This is a genomic window from Allobosea thiooxidans (genome assembly GCF_900168195.1).
Lineage (GTDB): Bacteria > Pseudomonadota > Alphaproteobacteria > Rhizobiales > Beijerinckiaceae > Allobosea > Allobosea thiooxidans.
Genome location: NZ_FUYX01000005.1, coordinates 338,119 through 355,226, shown reverse-complemented (window position 1 = coordinate 355,226; position 17,108 = coordinate 338,119). Strand labels below are relative to the sequence as shown.

Sequence of the window (17,108 nt, the reverse complement as noted above, 5' to 3'; positions counted from 1 at the left end):
CAGCACGGCGAAGCAATCCAGGGGCGGCAGAGCGCCAGGCCTCCCTGGATTGCGCCGTCGCTACGCTCCTCGCAATGACGGTGCGGACTTCTCGCATTCCGAGCTAGGACGCCGCCTCTTCCTCGGCCGGCTCGCGCACTTCCAGCACGGTCAGGCGCTTGACGTCGCCGGAGCGGGTCGTCCAGTCGATTGAGCGCTCCGCGGCCATGCCGATCAGCGCGACGCCGATCGGCGTCATCACCGAGATGCGGTTCTTCTCGATATTGGCATCCTGCGGCCAGACCAGCGTGATCGTGGTCTCGCGCTTGGTGCTTTCGTCGCGATAGACGATCTCGCTGCCGACGCGGGCGTGATCGATCGAGGTCCGGCCTTCCGGCAGGATGCGGGCGCGGTCGAGCTCGTGGCTGAGCTCGGCGGCGAGCTCCGGCATGGTGTTGGCGGCGCCGGCCGCAATCCGGCTCAGCATGGCATGGTCCGCGGCGGTAACGGTAATGGCGGGACGCTTGGAGGACATCGGTGTAGCTTTCATCGAAACGGCGAGCGCCCGCCCGCGGACGCAAAGCCGCACGGCATCACAAGGTCGAACTCGCAGGTGAACGGAAGTGGAGAGAGAGCGCGCCCCCCGAGCCGGAGGCGCCAAGCGCGACAGACCCGGGGCTAGACGCCCGCGATGAGATTGCCCGAGCGGTGCAGACCGCGGCGAAAGGGGGAAGCGCTGTTCATCGGCGGAAAGTCCGACAATCGTTCGAGCTTGTCAAATCACGAAGCCGCGCCAGGCTCGCGCGCGACTTAACCTTTGGTTAATCTTGTTCGGGCGCTGTGGTGATGTTTCCATCCAGCATCCGCCGGGAGTGTCCATGCGCCTGTCCGTCATCGCAGCTTCGGCCCTGATCAGCCTGGCCCCGGCGCTGGCGCAGACCACGGGCTCGATCAACGTTTCCGGCGCCCATGCCCGGGTGACCCCGGCGAGCCCGTCCTTCGACATCTTCCTGCAGCGGCTCTGGCCGCAGGCGCAGGCGCGCGGCATCTCGCGCGCAACCTTCGACCTCGCCTTCCGCGGCGTGACGCCGGACGCCTCGATCGTCGCGCTGACGAAGAAGCAGTCCGAATTCAGCGCACCGATCTGGAGCTATCTGGAGAACGCCGTCGGCGGCACCCGCATCCAGCGCGGGCGCGATGCCGCGGCCGAGAACGCGACAGTCCTCGCCCGGGTCGAGGCACGCTACGGCGTCCCCAAGGAAGTCGTCCTCGGCGTCTGGGGGATGGAGACCAATTACGGCTCCTTCAAGGGCGGCAAGGACGTCATCCGCTCGCTCGCGACCCTCGCCTCGATCCGCTACCGCGGCGACTTCTTCCGCGACGAGCTGCTGATCGCGCTGGAGCTGATCGAGAAGGGCTATGCCGGGCGCGACGAACTGCGCGGCTCCTGGGCCGGCGCCATGGGCCATACCCAGTTCATGCCGTCGAGCTATCTGAAGCACGCGGTCGACTGGACCGGTGACGGCCATGCCGACATCTGGAGCTCGACCAGCGACGCGCTCGCCTCGACCGCCAACTACCTGCGCAACCATGGCTGGGCGCCGGGCCTGCCCTGGGGCATGGAGGTCAGCCTGCCTGATCGCTTCGACCATCGCCTCGACAAGGCGAGCTTCGCGGCCTTCGCTTCCGCCGGGGTGCGCCGCGTCGACGGCAAGGCCCTGCCCTCCTCCGGCAGCGGGCGCCTGTTCTACCCGGCCGGGCATACCGGGCCGGTGCTGCTGCTCACCGCCAATTTCGACGTCATCAAGAAATACAACTCCTCGGACGCCTATGCGCTGGCCGTCGGCCATCTCGGCGACCGGATCATGGGGCGCCCGGCGATCCAGGCCGACTGGCCGGTCAAGGCGGCGCGCCTCGACATGGCCGGCACCAAGGACCTGCAGCGGCGCCTGAAGGCGCTGGGCCTCTACGATCACGATGCCGACGGGCGGATCGGCACCGGCACGCGCGAGGCCGTCCGCCAGTATCAGATCAGCGCCGGCGAGATCCCCGACGGCTATCCGACGCCCGCTCTTCTGGCCCGGATGCGCGGCAAGCGCTGACTTCGGGGCGCTGCGGCCCTATATTGCGGATGATACGGGCCGGAGGATCGGACAGGCCGATGCGTCTGCGTTCGCTCGCTGTCGTCATGTGCGCCGCCGGCCTGCTGCTGCTGACCGGCGGGCCGGTCTCGCTCGCCCAGCAGCCGCAGCAGCAACGCAGCCTCTTCCAGCTGTTCTGGCAATTGCCGGCAAAGCCGCAGCGCGCCGCGCCTCCGCAACCGCGCCAGCGCGTCGCCCCGGCCGTACGGCGGCGCGAGGCGCCGGTGGTCGTCCGCGACGACCCGGTGATCCCCAAGGTCGACGTCGCCCACCATATCGTGGTGATGGGCGATTCCCTCGCCAACCTGCTCGCGGACGGGCTCGACGACGCCCTCAACAACCGTCCCGACGTCGAGATCGTGCACAAGGCCAAGCCGGATTCGGGCCTCGTCCGCACGGATTTCTACGATTGGCCGAAGACCGTCTCCGAGATTCTGGCCGGCGACCAGAAGATCAGCATCGGCGTCATGCTGGTCGGCCTCAACGACCGCCAGCCGATCCGCGAGGGCGACGTCATCCACGAGCCCCTGAGCCCGCGCTGGCAGGAGCTCTATGGCGAGCGGATCGACGCCGTCGCCAACGCCTTCGCCGCGCGGCGCATCCCGCTGATCTGGGTCGGCGCGCCGCCGGTCCAGAACGGGCGTCTCTCGGCCGATTTCGTCTCCTTCAACGAACTCTACCGCCAGCGCGCCGAGAAGGCCGGCGGCCAGTATGTCGATCTCTGGGGCGCCTTCGTCGACGCCGAGAACCGCTATACCGCGACCGGGCCCGACGTCTCCGGCCAGCCGACGCGGCTGCGCCTCGGCGACGGCATCCATTTCACCGCCGCCGGCGCCCGCAAGGCCGCCCATTTCGTCGATCTCGTCATCCGCCGCATCATCGAGGCAGCTCCGCAGAACAGCGTGATCGCGCTGCCGGTCCCTGCGGAGGGCAGCCAGCCGCTGCAGCCGGACGCGATCGAGCGCCTGATCGACCAGATGGTCGCCGGCGTGCCGACGCTCGGCCTGCCGCCGGCCCTGCAGGCCCGCCCGCTGGCGGGGCCGATCCAGCCGCTCACCGGCCAGATGGGATCGCCCGAGCAGGCGCTGCTCGCCTCGATCGGCGAGGCGCGCGGCCGCAGCGACGCCGCCGGCCAGCTCGAACGCGTCTTCGGCCAGGGCATCGCGCCTGATCCGGTGCCCGGCCGGCTCGACGACTATCGCTGGCCGCGCTGAGCCGGCTCGGCCGCCAGCAGCTCAGCCCGCCATCAGCCGGTCGAAGACCGGATCGGGATCGTCGACCTCGACCAGCCTCCTGCCCTCGATCACCCAGACCCGCGTCGCCACCGCCCGCACGAAGGCGCGGTCGTGGCTGACCAGCAGGCAGGCCGCGCCATGCGCGACAAGTTCGCGCTCCAGCATGTCCTGCCCCTCGATGTCGAGATGGTTGGTCGGCTCGTCCAGCAGGTAGAAATTCGGCTCCGCCAGTCGCAGCAGCAGCATCGCCAGCCGCGCCTTCTGCCCACCCGAGAACCGGGAGATCGGCGCGGACTGGGCCTCGCTGGCGATTCCGGCGCCTGCCAACAGCGTCCGCGCCAGCTGGTCGCCGGCATCGCTGCTGCCCTTGACCGCGGCCCAGGGCGTCGGCCAGCCATCGAGCTGCGAGAGCGCCTGGTCGGAGACGCCGGCCTTCAGGCTGGCAGCCGCGCGGATCTCCGGATCACCGCCACCGAGCGCCGCCCGCAACCGCGTGACGAAGCGCGTCTTGCCGGCGCCGTTGGCGCCGAGCAGAGCGATTCGGTCGCCGTTCTCGATCCAGAGCTGACCAGAGCGGAAGAGCGGCCGTCCGTCCGGCGTCGCGATCATCGTGTCCTTGATCGCAACCAGGGCCTTGGCATGGCTGCCGCTGTTGGCGAGCCTGATCGCCCCCGCAGAACGCTCCCTATGCGCCGGCCGGACGCTCTCCTCCAGCCTGTCGGCGCGCTCGGACAATTGCTTGGTCTTCACCACCAGCAGGTCGGAGCCGGAATTGATGCCGATATTCTTGAGCTTGGCCGCCTGCTGCCGCAGCGCCCTGACCTTGCGCATGTCGTTCTCGAATTGCCGCCCCTGCGCCGCGTCCCGCTCCTCGAGCGCCTGCAAGGCGCGCGAATAGGGCAAGGCGAAATCGGCGCTCGCCGCCGGGCGCAGGAACAGCGTGCGCGTGCTGACATCGTCGAGAAAGGCGCGGTCATGGCTCGCCGCGACCACGGCGCAGTCGCGCGGCAGCGCCGCGAGGAAACGCTCCAGTACGCCGATCCGCGCCAGGTCGAGATGGTTGGTCGGCTCGTCGAGGAGGAGGAGATCGGGCTCGACGACCGCCGCCCGCGCCAGCAGCATCGTGCGCTGCCAGCCGCCGGAGAGGCTGCCGACGGCGCGGCTGCGCAGGCTTTCCTCGACCATGAGATCGTCGAGCAGCACATCGACGCGCCAGCTCTCGGTCTCTGCGGCCTCGGAATCGAGCGCATCGAGCACGGCATCGTAGAGGCTCATCGGCAGCAGGCGCTCGGGCGGGTCCTGCGGCGCGAAGGCGGTGACGAGGCCGCGGGCGCGGGTCACGGTCCCGCCGGTCGCCTCCTCCGGGCCCGCCAGAATGCGCAGGAGCGAGGATTTGCCGCGTCCATTGGCGGCGACGAGGCCGAGGCGGTCGCCTTTGGCGATGGCGAGGTCGAGGCCGGAGAAGAGGGGCGCGCTGCGGGCGAGCGACAGGTCTTTCAGGGTGATCAGGGACATCGGAATCTCATGAAGTCAGGCATGCGCGCATGAGCGCGCCGAGAAAGGCTGACGATGAGACGACGATGCGTTCCCGGTCAGCCCCGCGAGGTGAAGCGCGGGGCGCAGACAGGTCCGCGGGTGCGGCTGTGGAAGCGGCGGCTCGGCGCCTGCTTCCCCTTCTGGCTCGATTCCATGGCGGCGATCATAGCGATGGCGGGCCGCATGAACAGGGCTTCGCCGGCATGACCCGCACTACCACGGCGCAGATCACAGGCGCCGGCGGAACTCTCGCCCATCCCTCGGATTGATGGACCAAGGAGGCGCGACGATGCCCAAATTCGTGACCATCGGCTATGGCGACCGGGCGGGCTACGACCGCACGGCTCCCGAAATCCGCGATGCGGCCCATGCCCAGGACGCCACTCTCGTCGCGCGCGGCGCCGTGATCGGCATCGCCGGCAGCCCGGTGCAGGTGCGCAATCCAGATGCAACCGGTGTCCAGGCAACGGCCGGCGCGTTCATGGCGTCGGCCCTGCCCGTCGCGGGCTTCGCGATCATCGAGGCTGCGGATCTGTCGGAGGCGGTCGATCTCGTATCGCGCGTGCCCTGCGCCGTGGCGCATGGCGTCGTCGAAATCTGGCCGCTGGAGGAGCCGGGATCGTCCTGACGCCGGCTCGGCTCCGCACCTCACACCGGCAGGATCGTCGCGCCCATCAGCTCCTTGTCGATGGCGTGCGCCGCCTGACGGCCCTCGCGGATCGCCCAGACGACCAGCGACTGGCCGCGGCGCATGTCGCCGGCGACGAAGACCTTGCCGACGCTGGTCTTGTAGTCGCGGTCGTTGGCCACGACGTTGGCACGCTTGTCCACCGCAGCGCCCGATTGCGCGATCATGCCCTCGATCAACGAGCCGGCGAAGCCGATGGCGAGGAAGCAGAGATCGGCCTGCAGCACGAATTCCGTGCCGGGGATGGGCTTGCGCTTCTCGTCCACGCGCGCGCATTTCACGCCGGTCAGGCGGCCGTTGCGGCCTTCGAGCCCGAGCGTCGCCGCCTGGAATTCGCGCTCGGCGCCCTCGGCCTGCGAGGAGGAGGTGCGGAACTTCGTCGGCCAGTAGGGCCAGACCGTGAGCTTGTCCTCCAGCTGCGGCGCCATCGGCCGGATGTCGAGCTGCGTCACCGAGAGCGCGCCCTGCCGGAAGGCCGTGCCGACGCAGTCCGAGGCCGTGTCGCCGCCGCCGACCACCACGACATGTTTGCCCGCAGCGATGATCGGCGCCTCGCCGGAGATGTCCTCGTTGCCCACCCGCTTGTTCTGCTGGGTGAGGTAGGGCATCGCGTAATGCACGCCGGCAAGGTTCGTCTCGGGCAGGCCGGGATCGCGCGGCGCTTCCGCGCCACCGGTCATCAGCACCGCATCATGCTCGGCAACGAGCGTGGCGAAGGGCAGCGTCACGCCGACATTGGCGTTGTAGTGGAAGGTCACGCCTTCCGCCTCCATCTGCTTCACCCGGCGGTCGATATGCTTCTTTTCCATCTTGAAGTCGGGGATGCCGTAGCGCAGCAGGCCGCCGGCCTTGGCCTCGCGCTCATAGACATGCACGTCATGGCCGACGCGGGCGAGCTGCTGCGCCGCGGCCATGCCGGCGGGGCCCGAGCCGACGATGGCGATGCGCTTGCCGGTGCGCTTCGCGGGAATCTCGGGCGCGATCCAACCTTCCTCCCAGCCCTTGTCGGCGATCGCCTGCTCGATCGTCTTGATCGTCACCGGCATGTTCTCGAGGTTGAGCGTGCAGGCTTCCTCGCAGGGCGCCGGACAGATGCGACCGGTGAATTCCGGGAAATTGTTGGTGGAGTGGAGGTTGCGCAGCGCATCCTCCCAGCCGCCGGAATAGACCAGCTCGTTCCAGTCCGGGATCTGGTTGTGCACCGGGCAGCCGGTCGGCCCGTGGCAGAAGGGGATGCCGCAATCCATGCAGCGGGCCGCCTGCTTGCGCACATCGCGCTCTTCGAGCGGCAGCGTGAACTCGCGGAAATGCCGGATGCGGTCGCCGGCGAGCTGATACTTCTGCTCCTGCCGGTCGAATTCGAGAAAGCCAGTAACCTTGCCCATGCTGTTTCTCTCGCCGTGTGCCCGGGGCGTCCCCGTGCGCGTGCCCTAACCTGATCGGAATGCCGGGGCCCGAACGGCCCCGGCGGGGTGGCGTCTCGCTTACTCCGCGGCCTGCAAGCTGCGGGCCTGCTCCATCTCGCGCAGCGCCCGGCGGTACTCGACCGGCATCACCTTGACGAATTTGGTGCGGTAATCGGCCCAGTTGTCGAGGATCGTGCGGGCGCGCTGCGAACCGGTATAGGTGAAGTGGTTCGTCAGCATCTGCATCAGGCGCTCGTCGTCATGGCCCGACATGTCGGCCATATCGATGCGGCCCTTGTGCTCGAGGTCGCCGCCATGATGGTGCAGCCGCTCCATCAGGTCCTCTTCCTCCTCGACCGGCTCGAGATCGACCATCGAGAGGTTGCAGCGCGACTTGAAGGTGCCGTCCTCGTCCAGCACATAGGCGATGCCGCCGGACATGCCGGCCGCGAAATTGCGCCCGGTCTGGCCGATGACCGCGACGACGCCGCCGGTCATGTACTCGCAACCATGGTCGCCGGTGCCTTCCACGACCGCGATGGCGCCGGAGTTGCGCACCGCGAAGCGCTCGCCGGCGACGCCCCTGAAATAGGCCTCGCCCGAAATCGCGCCGTAGAGCACCGTGTTTCCGACGATGATCGAGCGCTCCGGCACCGCCCTGGAGGCGGGGTCGGGCCGGACGATCAGCTTGCCGCCGGAAAGCCCCTTGCCGACATAGTCGTTGGCCTGGCCGGTGAGCTCGACCGTGACGCCGGCCGCGAGGAAGGCGGCGAAGCTCTGGCCCGAAGTGCCCTTCAGCTTCACCGTGATGCTGTCCTCGGGCAGGCCGGCATGGCCGTAGCGCTTGGCGACCGCGCCCGAGAGCATGGCGCCGACCGAGCGATCGACATTGCCGACCGGCCTCTCGATCACCACCGGCTTGCCGGTCTCGATCGCGTCGGCCGCCTCGGCGAGGAGCTGGCGGTCGAGCACGCTGTCGATCGGGTGCTGCTGCAGCTCGACATGGCGGATCGCCACGCCCGGCAGGTCGACCTTGTGGAAGAGCTTGCCGAAATCGAGCCCCTTCGCCTTCCAGTGGGCGATCGCCCCGCGCTTGTCGAGCAGGTCCGAACGGCCGACGAGTTCCTCGATCCTGGTGAAGCCCATCTCCGCCATGATCTGGCGGACATCCTCGGCCACGAAGAAGAAGTAGTTCACCACATGCTCGGGCAGGCCCTTGAAGCGCTTGCGCAGCACCGGGTCCTGCGTCGCGACGCCGACCGGGCAGGTGTTGAGGTGGCACTTGCGCATCATGATGCAGCCGGCCGCGATCAGGGGCGCGGTCGAGAAGCCGAACTCGTCGGCGCCGAGCAGCGCGCCGATGATGACGTCCCGCCCGGTGCGCAGGCCGCCATCGACCTGCAGCGCAACGCGCCCGCGCAGCTGGTTCAGCACCAGCGTCTGCTGCGTCTCGGCAAGCCCGATCTCCCAGGGGGAGCCGGCATGCTTCAGCGAGGTCAGCGGGCTTGCGCCGGTGCCGCCCTCGAAGCCCGAGATGGTGATGTGGTCGGCGCGCGACTTGGCGACGCCTGCCGCCACCGTGCCGACGCCGATCTCGGAGACGAGCTTCACCGAGACGTCTGCGGTCGGGTTGACGTTCTTCAGGTCGAAGATCAGCTGGGCCAGATCCTCGATCGAATAGATGTCGTGATGCGGCGGCGGCGAGATCAGGCCGACGCCCGGCGTCGAATGCCGGGTCCGCGCGATCTTGGCATCGACCTTGTGGCCGGGCAGCTGCCCGCCCTCGCCGGGCTTCGCACCCTGCGCGACCTTGATCTGCATCACGTCGGCATTGACGAGGTATTCGGTGGTGACGCCGAAGCGGCCGGAGGCGATCTGCTTGATCGCCGAGCGCTTGGAGCGGCCATCCGGCATCGGCTTGAAGCGGATCGGCTCCTCGCCGCCCTCGCCGGTGTTCGACTTGCCGCCGATCTGGTTCATCGCGAGCGCGATCGTCTCATGCGCCTCGCGCGAGATCGAGCCGAAGGACATCGCGCCGGTGGCGAAGCGCTTCACGATCTCGGCGGCGGGCTGGACGCTCTCCAGCGGAACGGGAGCGCGGCCGTCATCCACCGCCATCCTGACCTTGAACAGGCCGCGGATGGTGCTGAGTCGCTCGGCATCGTCGTTGACCTGCCTGGCGAAATCCTCGTAGCGCTCGCGCGCATTGAGGCGCACCGCATGCTGCAGCGAGGCGACGACGTCCGGCTTCCAGACATGGTCCTCACCGCGGACGCGGTACATGTACTCGCCGCCGATATCGAGGCTGTCGCGGTAGAGCGGCGAGTCGCCGAAGGCGTCGCGATGGCGGCGCAGGCTCTCCTCGGCGATCTCGTCGAGGCCGACCCCCTCGATCGCGGTGCCGGTGCCGAAGAAGAACTTGTCGACGAAGGCGCTCCGGAGCCCGACCGCGTCGAAGATCTGGGCGCCGCAATAGGACTGGTAGGTCGAGATGCCCATCTTGGACATCACCTTGAGCACGCCCTTGCCGACCGACTTGATGTAGCGCTTGACCACTTCCTCGGCGTCGACCTCCTCCGGGAAGGCGCCCTGCTCATGCTGGTCGAGCAGGGTGTCGAAGGCGAGATAGGGGTTGATCGCCTCGGCGCCGTAGCCGGCGAGGCAGCAGAAATGATGGATCTCGCGCGGCTCGCCGGATTCGACGACGAGGCCGACCGAGGTGCGCAGGCCCTTGCGGATCAGGTGATGATGCACCGCCGCCGTCGCCAGCAGCGCCGGGATCGGGATGCGGTCCGGCCCGACCTGCCGGTCGGACAGGATGATGATGTTGTAGCCGCCATGGACCGCTGCCTCCGCGCGCTCGCAGAGCCGCGCCACCGCGCCCTCCATGCCGGCCGCGGCCTCGCGCGCCGGATAGGTGAAGTCGATCGTCTTGGTGTCGAAGCGATCCTCGTAATGGCCGATGCAGCGGATCTTCTCGAGATCGTCATTGGTCAGGATCGGGGTGCGGACCTCGAGGCGCTTGCGCCGCGAGGTGCCCTCCAGATCGAGGATGTTGGGACGCGGCCCGATGAAGGAGAGCAGGCTCATCACCAGCTCCTCGCGGATCGGGTCGATCGGCGGGTTCGTCACCTGCGCGAAGTTCTGCTTGAAATAGGTGTAGAGCAGCTTCGACTTGAGCGAGAGCGCCGAGATCGGCGTGTCGGTCCCCATCGAACCGACGGCTTCCTGACCGGTCACCGCCATCGGCGCCATCAGCAGGCGGACATCCTCGGTGGTGTAGCCGAAGGCCTGCTGGCGATCGAGCAGCGGCACGTCGGTGCGCGATGCCCGCGCCTCGACCGGCGGCAGGTCCTCCAGCACGATCTGGGTGCGCTTCAGCCAGTCCTTGTAGGGGTTGGCGAGGCACAGCGAGGTCTTGATCTCGTCATCGCCGATGATGCGGCCCTGCTCGAGATCGATCAGCAGCATCTTGCCGGGCTGGAGACGCCACTTCTCGACGATCTTCTCCTCCGGGATCGGCAGCACGCCGAATTCGGAAGCGAGCACGACGAGACCGTCATCGGTGACGAGATAGCGCGCCGGGCGAAGCCCGTTGCGGTCGAGCGTCGCGCCGATCTGGCGCCCGTCGGTGAAGGCGATCGCGGCCGGCCCGTCCCAGGGCTCCATCAGCGCGGCGTGGTATTCGTAGAAAGCGCGCCGCTGCTCGTCCATCAGCGGGTTGCCGTTCCACGCCTCCGGCACCAGCATCATCATCGCATGGGCGAGCGAGTAGCCGCCCTGCACCAGGAATTCGAGCGCGTTGTCGAAGCAGGCGGTGTCGGACTGGCCCTCATAGGAGATCGGCCAGAGCTTCGAGATGTCCGAGCCGAAGAGCTCGGAATCGACGCTCGCCTGCCGCGCCGCCATCCAGTTGACGTTGCCGCGCAGCGTGTTGATCTCGCCGTTATGGGCGACCATCCGGTAGGGATGCGCCAGGCGCCAGGACGGGAAGGTGTTGGTGGCGAAGCGCTGGTGCACGAGCGCGAGCGCGCTCTCGAAGCGCTCGTCCTGCAGATCCTTGAAGTAGGAGCCGAGCTGGTTCACCAGCACCATGCCCTTGTAGACGATGGTGCGGCAGGACATCGAGACCGGGTAATATTCCGCCGTCTTGCGTTCCTGGTGCTTGTAGACCTTGTTCGAGACCGACTTCCTGAGGACGTAGACCTGCCGCTCGAACTCGTCCTCGCTGGCGAAATCGGCGGGACGTCCGACGAAGAGCTGGCGGTGCATCGGCTCGGTCGCCAGCACCGCCCTGCCGAGATCGGAATTGTCGACCGGCACGTCGCGCCAGCCGAGGAAGGTCAGGCCCTCCTCCTCGACGGTCTGGGCGATGATCTCCTCGCAGAGCGCGCGGATCGCCGGGTCGCGCGGCATGAAGAACTGGCCGATGGCGTAGAAGCCGGGCTCGGGCAGCGCGATGCCGAGCTTCGCCGTCTCTTCCTTGAAGAAGCGATGCGGGATCTGGACCAGGATGCCGCAGCCGTCGCCGAGCTTCGGGTCGGCCCCGACGGCGCCGCGATGGTCGATATTGTGCAGGATCTGCAGGCCCTGCTGGACGATGGCGTGGCTCTTGCGGTTCTTCATGTCGGCGATGAAGCCGACGCCGCAGGAATCCTTCTCATTGGCCGGGTTGTAGAGGCCTTGCCGCGTCGGCAGCGCCGGATCTCGCACCTCCGGAAAACGCTCGAACCCCTCTGCGCCGCTCGCCTTGCTGGTCGCGCTCATCGTCAAACCTGCTCCCCAGAACCCCGCTGGCTCTTCACCGGCGGACAGACCGTCAGTCACAATCCTTCCCGCGGCAGGCCTCGGCACCGACACCCCCGGTCGGCAGCGCGGATGAGGCCAAGGCGGGTCGGCCGTCGTCTCGTCGGAGGCTTACTTGCGCTTTGTTTCCACCGCGCCCGCGTCCTCCGCAGGCGCTTCGGGCTCGCTATCGCCCGGCCGCGCCTGTCTCAGGCCGTCGTTTTACGGACGGCGCACGTACGGTCGGCTTTGGCATCAGCAGCCCGGCCTTTCGTCATGCTCCGCTCCATCGCGACGGCGCGACCTCCAGCCTGCAGCGGCTTTCGGTCGGCGCGGTGAAAAATGGGACAGCAACACTGTCCTATTGCGATGAACTTGCCAGAATTCCAATCTACGCACAAGCGCCGATTTTGCACCGCGGCGAAATTTTATTGCAAAATCGAATCGGCGCCAGACATTTCCGGCATGAAAGCCTGACTCCGGCAGCACGCTTCTTGTTTTCCTGCCCAATGAGCCCCGATCCTCATCGCAAGCGCAGCGAAGCGATCCAGGGGACTGGGCCGAACCGTTCGGCGCAGCGCGCAAGCCCCCTCTTCGCCTCCGCCGCTTGGCAGGAAGCCGCCATCCGCCTAACCCTCGGTCATGGAATTCTTCAGCGACAATACCGTCGGCGCCAGCCCCCGCGTCATGGCCGCCCTCGCCGCCGCCAACGCCGGCTCCCTCCCCTCCTACGGCGCGGACGACTGGACGCGGCGCGTCGAGGAACGCTTCGCCGCGCTCTTCGAGCATGAGGTTTCCGTCTTCCTCGTCCTGACCGGCACGGCGGCGAATGCACTGGCCCTGGCGAGCCTCGTCCGGCCCTGGGGCGCGGTCCTCACCCATGAGGAGGCCCATGTCGTCGAGGACGAATGCGGCGCGCCCGAATTCTTCACCGCCGGCGCCAAGCTGGTAGACCTGCCCGGCGTCGGCGCCAAGCTGACGCCGGAGGCCGTGACGCGGGCGCTCTCGCATCTGCGCGCCGGCGATTTCCACCAGGTCCAGGCCCAGGCGCTGACGATCACGCAGGCCACCGAATGCGGCACGGTCTACACCCCGGACGAGGTGCGTGCCTTGAAGGCCGCCGCCGCGCCGCGCGACCTTGCGCTGCACATGGACGGCTCCCGCTTCGCCAACGCGCTGGTCACGCTCGGCTGCACGCCGGCCGAAATCACCTGGAAGGCCAGCGTCGACGTCCTCTCCTTCGGCGGTACCAAGAACGGCGCGCTCGCGGCCGAGGCCGTGATTTTCTTCGACACGGCCCGGGCCGAGGAGATGAAATGGCGCCGCAAGCGCGCCGGGCAGACCCTGTCCAAGGGCCGCTTCCTCGGAGCCCAGTTCGAGGGGCTGCTCGCCGACGACCACTGGCTGGAGCTTGCCCGCCACGCCAACGCCCAGGCGAAGCGGCTGGCGGATGCGGTCGCGCAGGGCAACCAGGCCCGTCTCGCCTGGCCCTGCCAGGCAAACGAGGTCTTCATCGTCCTGCCGCCGGCCGCGCAAGCGCGGCTGAAGGCTGCCGGCGCCGGCTATTACGAATGGTCGGCCCGTTCGCTGCCGCCCGAGGCACCGCTCCGGCAAGGCGAGATTCTCGGCCGCTTCGTCATGTCCTTCGCGACGGAGCCGGCGCATGTCGAGCGCCTGATTACGGCGATCGCCGGCTGAAAAGGCCGATTCCCGCCCCGTTTCCAGCCCCATGCCTGCCGCAATCACTAACAAGACTGCGCGCCACGCAAGCAGTCGTTAAGGAAGGATGGCATGGCAAATCGTTCGACCGCACCGGGGCGCATCGCTCTGATGGGCCTGGTCGTGGCCGGCGCTCTGACCGGCATGGCGGGAACCGCCGGCGCCCAGTACTACTATTATGACGACGGATATGATCCGTACCCGGCCTATGGCTATCGCGACGACTATGGCTACGCACCGCGCCCGCGGGCAGTGGTTCCGCGCGCCGCTCCGGCTCCGGTCTCGCCCTACGAGATCAACCGCATCGCCGCTCGCGATTACGGCCTCGTCCGGATCGAGCGCTCGATCCGGCGGGACGACACCTATGCCGTCGACGGCGAGACCGCGAACGGGCAGCGCCTGCGGCTGATCCTCGACGCCTATGCCGGCGACCTGATCCGCCGGGTTCCGCTGCGCGGCCGCACCGCCGCCGCGCCCCATGTCGCCCGTGCCGAGCCGCGGCAGGACCAGACGGCGCCGCGTCCACGCCTCGTGCCCCAGCCGCCCGAACGCCCGGCCGAACTGAAGCCGCCGGCGCAGGCCAGCGCGCCCGCCACGGCCGCCCCGCCCTCTCCGGCCACGCCGCCGGCGCCCGAACCGGCCGCTCCGGCGGAGAAGGCGCCGGTCGAGGCGAGCGCTCCCGCGACCGCGTCGCCACCAGCGCCCGCAGCACCGCCCGCGCCGGAACCGGCGAAGCCCGCCGAGCAGCCACCGCTGGAAGCGAGTGCCCCCGCCACGGCATCGCCGCCGCCGGCCGCGAAACCTGCCGAGCCTTCTCCCGGCCCGGCCAATCCGGAAACCGGAGCCGACAAGCCGAAGCTGGTCGAGCCCGGCAGCAATCCGGCCGAGGCGCAGAAGCCCGAGGGCAGCGCCGAGCCGGCGCAGTCGACCGCCTCCGCGCCCGCGCCGGAAGCGCCGGCTGCCCAGCCGGTCGCCCCTGCTCCCAAGCCAGAGGCTCCCAAGACCGAGCCTGCGCGGCCCGGCGTCTGGATCCCGCCCTTCGCCCCGACCGAGTGATCGGGCGACCGGGCACGACGCACTAACAAAAAAGGCTCCCGTTTCCGGGAGCCTTTCTCGTTTCAGCCGGTTGGGCCGATCGGATTACGCGGCCTTGGCGACCTTGGCCTCGAGGACCTTGGCCGAAGCGGCGCCGATCGGAATCTGGCGGGGCTTCTTGGCCTCGGGAATCTCGCGCACGAGGTCGATATGGAGCAGGCCGTTCTCGAGGCTCGCACCCGTCACCTGGACGTAGTCGGCGAGCTGGAAGCGGCGCTCGAAGGCGCGGGCGGCGATGCCCTGATGCAGGACCTCGCGCTTTTCGGCGCTGGCAGCCTGCTTCTCGCCCTTGACGGTGAGCGCGTTCTCCTTGGACTCGATGGAGAGGTCAGCCTCGCCGAAGCCGGCGACCGCGATGGTGATGCGGTAGGCGTTCTCGGCGGTCCGCTCGATGTTGTAGGGCGGATAGCCCGGCGCGGCGTCGTTGCTCGTCACCTGGTCGAGGAGATTGAACAGGCGGTCGAAGCCGACGGTCGAGCGATAGAGAGGAGAGAGATCGAATTGACGCATGATATGTCCTCCGAAGAAGCGACAGTCTGGTCAGCCCGCCTCGCATGAGCGCGGGCCCGGTTTCAGGTTGCGCAGCCGGTTCCGGCCTGCGCATCACTGATCTGGGATGGCTTTCCGCCTTTTCAAGAGCCCTTGCGAAGAGGCATAAACCAAGCTCGGGAGCCGGGCCGCGCTGGTCGCATCGACCTGACCGGGGCCGCTCCGGTTGAGTTCGGCGGCCGGTGAGCGGGCAGCCGCGAAGCGGAGCCCGCGATGGCCGAGGCCGTTCTTTTCGCCCACCCAGACTACCCGGTGCCGGGCCACGGCAAGGTCTGGCTCGCCATGACGGGCGACGGCGCGCGCCTGCGCTTCGCCAGCTGGCGCCCGACGGTCAAGCCGATCCGCGGCAGCATCGTCATCGTCCAGGGCCGGGCCGAGTTCATCGAGCGCTACAGCGAGACCGTCGCCGAGCTGCGCCGGCGCGGCCTCCACGTCCTGTCCTTCGACTGGCGCGGCCAGGGCGGTTCGCAGCGCTTCGTCAGCCGCGAGCGCAAGGGGCATGTCGGGCGCCTGCGCCACTACGAGGCCGATCTCGCCTTGGCCATGGCCGAGATGCAGGCGAAGTTCCCGCCACCCTATTTCGTCCTCGCCCATTCGATGGGGGCGGCGCTCTGCCTCGACGCCGCCCGCCACGGCGCCCTGCCGGTCTCGCGCATGGTCGCGCTCGCGCCGATGCTCGGCCTGTCGATGGTCAAGCGCCCGGTCTGGTCCAGCCGCCTGGCGAGCCTGCTTTACTGGCTCGGCTTCGGCCGCGCCTTCATCCCCGGCGGCGGCGAGACGGCGATCGCGACCAAGCCCTTCGAGGGCAACCGGCTGACCGGAGACCCGCTGCGCTATGCCCGCAACAGCGCGCTTTCGGCCAGCGCGCGCCATCTCAGCATCGGCGACCCGACCATCGCCTGGATCCGCACCGCGTTTCGCCTGATGGCCCGTCTCAAAGCGCCTTCCGCCGCCCTGGAAGTGAAGGTGCCGACGCTGGTCGTCGCCGCGGGGCAGGACCCGGTCGTCTCGACGCCGGCGATCGAGCGCTTCGCCGCGCGCCTCAAGACCGGCTCGGCGCTGGTGCTGCCGACTGCACGCCACGAGATCCTGATGGAAAGCGACGAGATCCGCGCCCAGTTCTGGGCCGCCTTCGACGCCTTCATCCCCGGCGAGGACCTGGCCGTCGCCGACTCAGCCGGCGAGGCGCGCGAGGGCAGCCTGATGCAGCGCCTTGCTGCCGGCGGCGAGGATGCGCCCGCCGCTGGCGGCGCTGCCGCCGTCCCATGAGGTGATGACGCCGCCCGCGCCCTCGATGATCGGGATCAGCGCCACGATGTCGTAGGGCTTGAGCCCGCTCTCGATGACGAGATCGACATGGCCGGCCGCGAGCATGCAGTAGGCGTAGCAGTCGCAACCATAGCGCGACAGCCGCACCTCGCTCTCGACGCGGCCGAAGGCCTCGGCCTCCTCGCCTTTGAACAGGGCCGGCGAGGTCGTCATCAGCGTCGCACCGGCGAGATCGGCGACCTCCCGCGTGCGCAGCTTCCGTGCGCCGCCCGGCCCCTCATAGCGCGCCTCCCGCCCGTCGCCGGAATAGCGTTCGCCCGAGAAGGGCTGGTGCATCATGCCGTAGACCGGCACGCCCTTGCGCGTCAGCCCGATCAGCGTGCCCCAGACCGGGATGCCGGAGATGAAGGCGCGCGTCCCGTCGATCGGATCGAGCACCCAGACATAGTCGGCTTCCGTGTTCTCGCTGCCGAACTCCTCGCCGAGCACGCCATGTGCCGGGAACTGCCGCTTGATCAGATGGCGCATCACCGATTCGCCGGCGCGGTCGGCCTCGGTCACCGGATCGAACACACCGCCCTGGGATTTGTCCTCGGTCGCATGATGCGCCCGGAAGAACGGCAGGATCGCCCGGCCCGACTGAGTCGCCAGCTCCGCGACGAAAGCGCCGAAATCGACTGCGCTCATGAACAGGTCCCCCTTTTGC

12 protein-coding genes are annotated in these 17,108 nt (G+C 68.8%); 6 read left to right on the top strand and 6 right to left on the bottom strand.

Features of this window, described 5'->3' with window-relative positions:
• Window positions 1-103 precede the first annotated feature (103 nt).
• On the bottom strand, window positions 104-514 hold the full coding sequence (gene rnk / locus B5Y19_RS12185; protein WP_055731038.1) for a nucleoside diphosphate kinase regulator: 411 nt from the start codon (window positions 512-514) through the stop codon (window positions 104-106).
• A gap of 343 nt (window positions 515-857) precedes the next feature.
• Here rnk and B5Y19_RS12180 point away from each other — a divergent pair, with 343 nt between their 5' ends.
• Both B5Y19_RS12180 and B5Y19_RS12175 read left to right on the top strand, forming a co-directional pair.
• Window positions 858-2,081 carry a lytic murein transglycosylase gene (locus B5Y19_RS12180; RefSeq protein WP_079591517.1) on the top strand — a complete coding sequence of 408 codons (1,224 nt, stop codon included), beginning with the start codon at window positions 858-860 and terminating at the stop codon, window positions 2,079-2,081.
• A 59-nt stretch (window positions 2,082-2,140) separates the two neighbouring features.
• A complete protein-coding gene (locus tag B5Y19_RS12175) occupies window positions 2,141-3,334 on the top strand; it encodes an SGNH/GDSL hydrolase family protein (protein ID WP_055731040.1) in 1,194 nt (397 codons plus the stop codon).
• A gap of 21 nt (window positions 3,335-3,355) precedes the next feature.
• Here B5Y19_RS12175 and B5Y19_RS12170 read toward each other — a convergent pair whose 3' ends face one another.
• Window positions 3,356-4,870, bottom strand: coding sequence for an ABC-F family ATP-binding cassette domain-containing protein (locus B5Y19_RS12170; RefSeq protein ID WP_055731041.1), 1,515 nt, complete (start codon window positions 4,868-4,870; stop codon window positions 3,356-3,358).
• Between the two features lie 310 nt (window positions 4,871-5,180).
• Between B5Y19_RS12170 and B5Y19_RS12165 the strand changes: the two genes are divergently transcribed.
• Window positions 5,181-5,519 (top strand): YciI family protein, encoded by a 339-nt coding sequence (locus B5Y19_RS12165; RefSeq protein WP_055731042.1) that lies wholly within the window; start codon window positions 5,181-5,183, stop codon window positions 5,517-5,519.
• A gap of 20 nt (window positions 5,520-5,539) precedes the next feature.
• Here the strand turns inward: B5Y19_RS12165 and B5Y19_RS12160 are convergent, their stop codons facing one another.
• Together B5Y19_RS12160 and gltB are read right to left on the bottom strand one after the other, a co-directional pair.
• Window positions 5,540-6,964: a glutamate synthase subunit beta gene (locus tag B5Y19_RS12160; RefSeq protein WP_055731043.1), complete on the bottom strand. Its 1,425-nt coding sequence runs from the start codon at window positions 6,962-6,964 to the stop codon at window positions 5,540-5,542.
• A 99-nt stretch (window positions 6,965-7,063) separates the two neighbouring features.
• On the bottom strand, window positions 7,064-11,752 hold the full coding sequence (gene gltB, locus B5Y19_RS12155) for a glutamate synthase large subunit (RefSeq protein WP_079591515.1): 4,689 nt from the start codon (window positions 11,750-11,752) through the stop codon (window positions 7,064-7,066).
• Window positions 11,753-12,412: 660 nt separating this feature from the next.
• Here gltB and B5Y19_RS12150 point away from each other — a divergent pair.
• Both B5Y19_RS12150 and B5Y19_RS12145 read left to right on the top strand, forming a co-directional pair.
• A complete protein-coding gene (locus tag B5Y19_RS12150) occupies window positions 12,413-13,468 on the top strand; it encodes a threonine aldolase family protein (RefSeq protein ID WP_055731045.1) in 1,056 nt (351 codons plus the stop codon).
• A 93-nt stretch (window positions 13,469-13,561) separates the two neighbouring features.
• A complete protein-coding gene (locus tag B5Y19_RS12145; protein ID WP_079591514.1) occupies window positions 13,562-14,545 on the top strand; it encodes a hypothetical protein in 984 nt (327 codons plus the stop codon).
• 84 nt (window positions 14,546-14,629) lie between these two features.
• Here the strand turns inward: B5Y19_RS12145 and B5Y19_RS12140 are convergent, their stop codons facing one another.
• A complete protein-coding gene (locus B5Y19_RS12140; protein ID WP_055728303.1) occupies window positions 14,630-15,094 on the bottom strand; it encodes an Hsp20 family protein in 465 nt (154 codons plus the stop codon).
• 252 nt (window positions 15,095-15,346) lie between these two features.
• On the opposite strand from B5Y19_RS12140, the gene B5Y19_RS12135 reads away from it, so the two are divergent.
• A complete protein-coding gene (locus B5Y19_RS12135; RefSeq protein ID WP_055728302.1) occupies window positions 15,347-16,402 on the top strand; it encodes an alpha/beta hydrolase in 1,056 nt (351 codons plus the stop codon).
• Here the strand turns inward: B5Y19_RS12135 and hisN are convergent.
• The gene (hisN, locus tag B5Y19_RS12130) at window positions 16,307-17,089 is read right to left on the bottom strand and encodes a histidinol-phosphatase (protein ID WP_055728301.1); all 783 of its coding nucleotides are present in this window, start codon (window positions 17,087-17,089) and stop codon (window positions 16,307-16,309) included. The genes B5Y19_RS12135 and hisN overlap by 96 nt on opposite strands.
• Window positions 17,090-17,108: the final 19 nt, after the last annotated feature.

Excerpts from the sequence above, each read along its gene's own strand:
- B5Y19_RS12180 (WP_079591517.1), top strand. The coding sequence starts at position 858 with ATGCGCCTGTCCGTCATCGCAGCTTCGGCCCTGATCAGCCTGGCCCCG.
- B5Y19_RS12170 (WP_055731041.1), bottom strand. The coding sequence starts at position 4,870 with ATGTCCCTGATCACCCTGAAAGACCTGTCGCTCGCCCGCAGCGCGCCC.
- rnk (WP_055731038.1), bottom strand. The coding sequence starts at position 514 with ATGTCCTCCAAGCGTCCCGCCATTACCGTTACCGCCGCGGACCATGCC.
- hisN (WP_055728301.1), bottom strand. The coding sequence starts at position 17,089 with ATGAGCGCAGTCGATTTCGGCGCTTTCGTCGCGGAGCTGGCGACTCAG.
- B5Y19_RS12150 (WP_055731045.1), top strand. The coding sequence starts at position 12,413 with ATGGAATTCTTCAGCGACAATACCGTCGGCGCCAGCCCCCGCGTCATG.
- B5Y19_RS12140 (WP_055728303.1), bottom strand. The coding sequence starts at position 15,094 with ATGCGTCAATTCGATCTCTCTCCTCTCTATCGCTCGACCGTCGGCTTC.
- B5Y19_RS12175 (WP_055731040.1), top strand. The coding sequence starts at position 2,141 with ATGCGTCTGCGTTCGCTCGCTGTCGTCATGTGCGCCGCCGGCCTGCTG.
- B5Y19_RS12135 (WP_055728302.1), top strand. The coding sequence starts at position 15,347 with ATGGCCGAGGCCGTTCTTTTCGCCCACCCAGACTACCCGGTGCCGGGC.
- B5Y19_RS12160 (WP_055731043.1), bottom strand. The coding sequence starts at position 6,964 with ATGGGCAAGGTTACTGGCTTTCTCGAATTCGACCGGCAGGAGCAGAAG.
- gltB (WP_079591515.1), bottom strand. The coding sequence starts at position 11,752 with ATGAGCGCGACCAGCAAGGCGAGCGGCGCAGAGGGGTTCGAGCGTTTT.
- B5Y19_RS12145 (WP_079591514.1), top strand. The coding sequence starts at position 13,562 with ATGGCAAATCGTTCGACCGCACCGGGGCGCATCGCTCTGATGGGCCTG.
- B5Y19_RS12165 (WP_055731042.1), top strand. The coding sequence starts at position 5,181 with ATGCCCAAATTCGTGACCATCGGCTATGGCGACCGGGCGGGCTACGAC.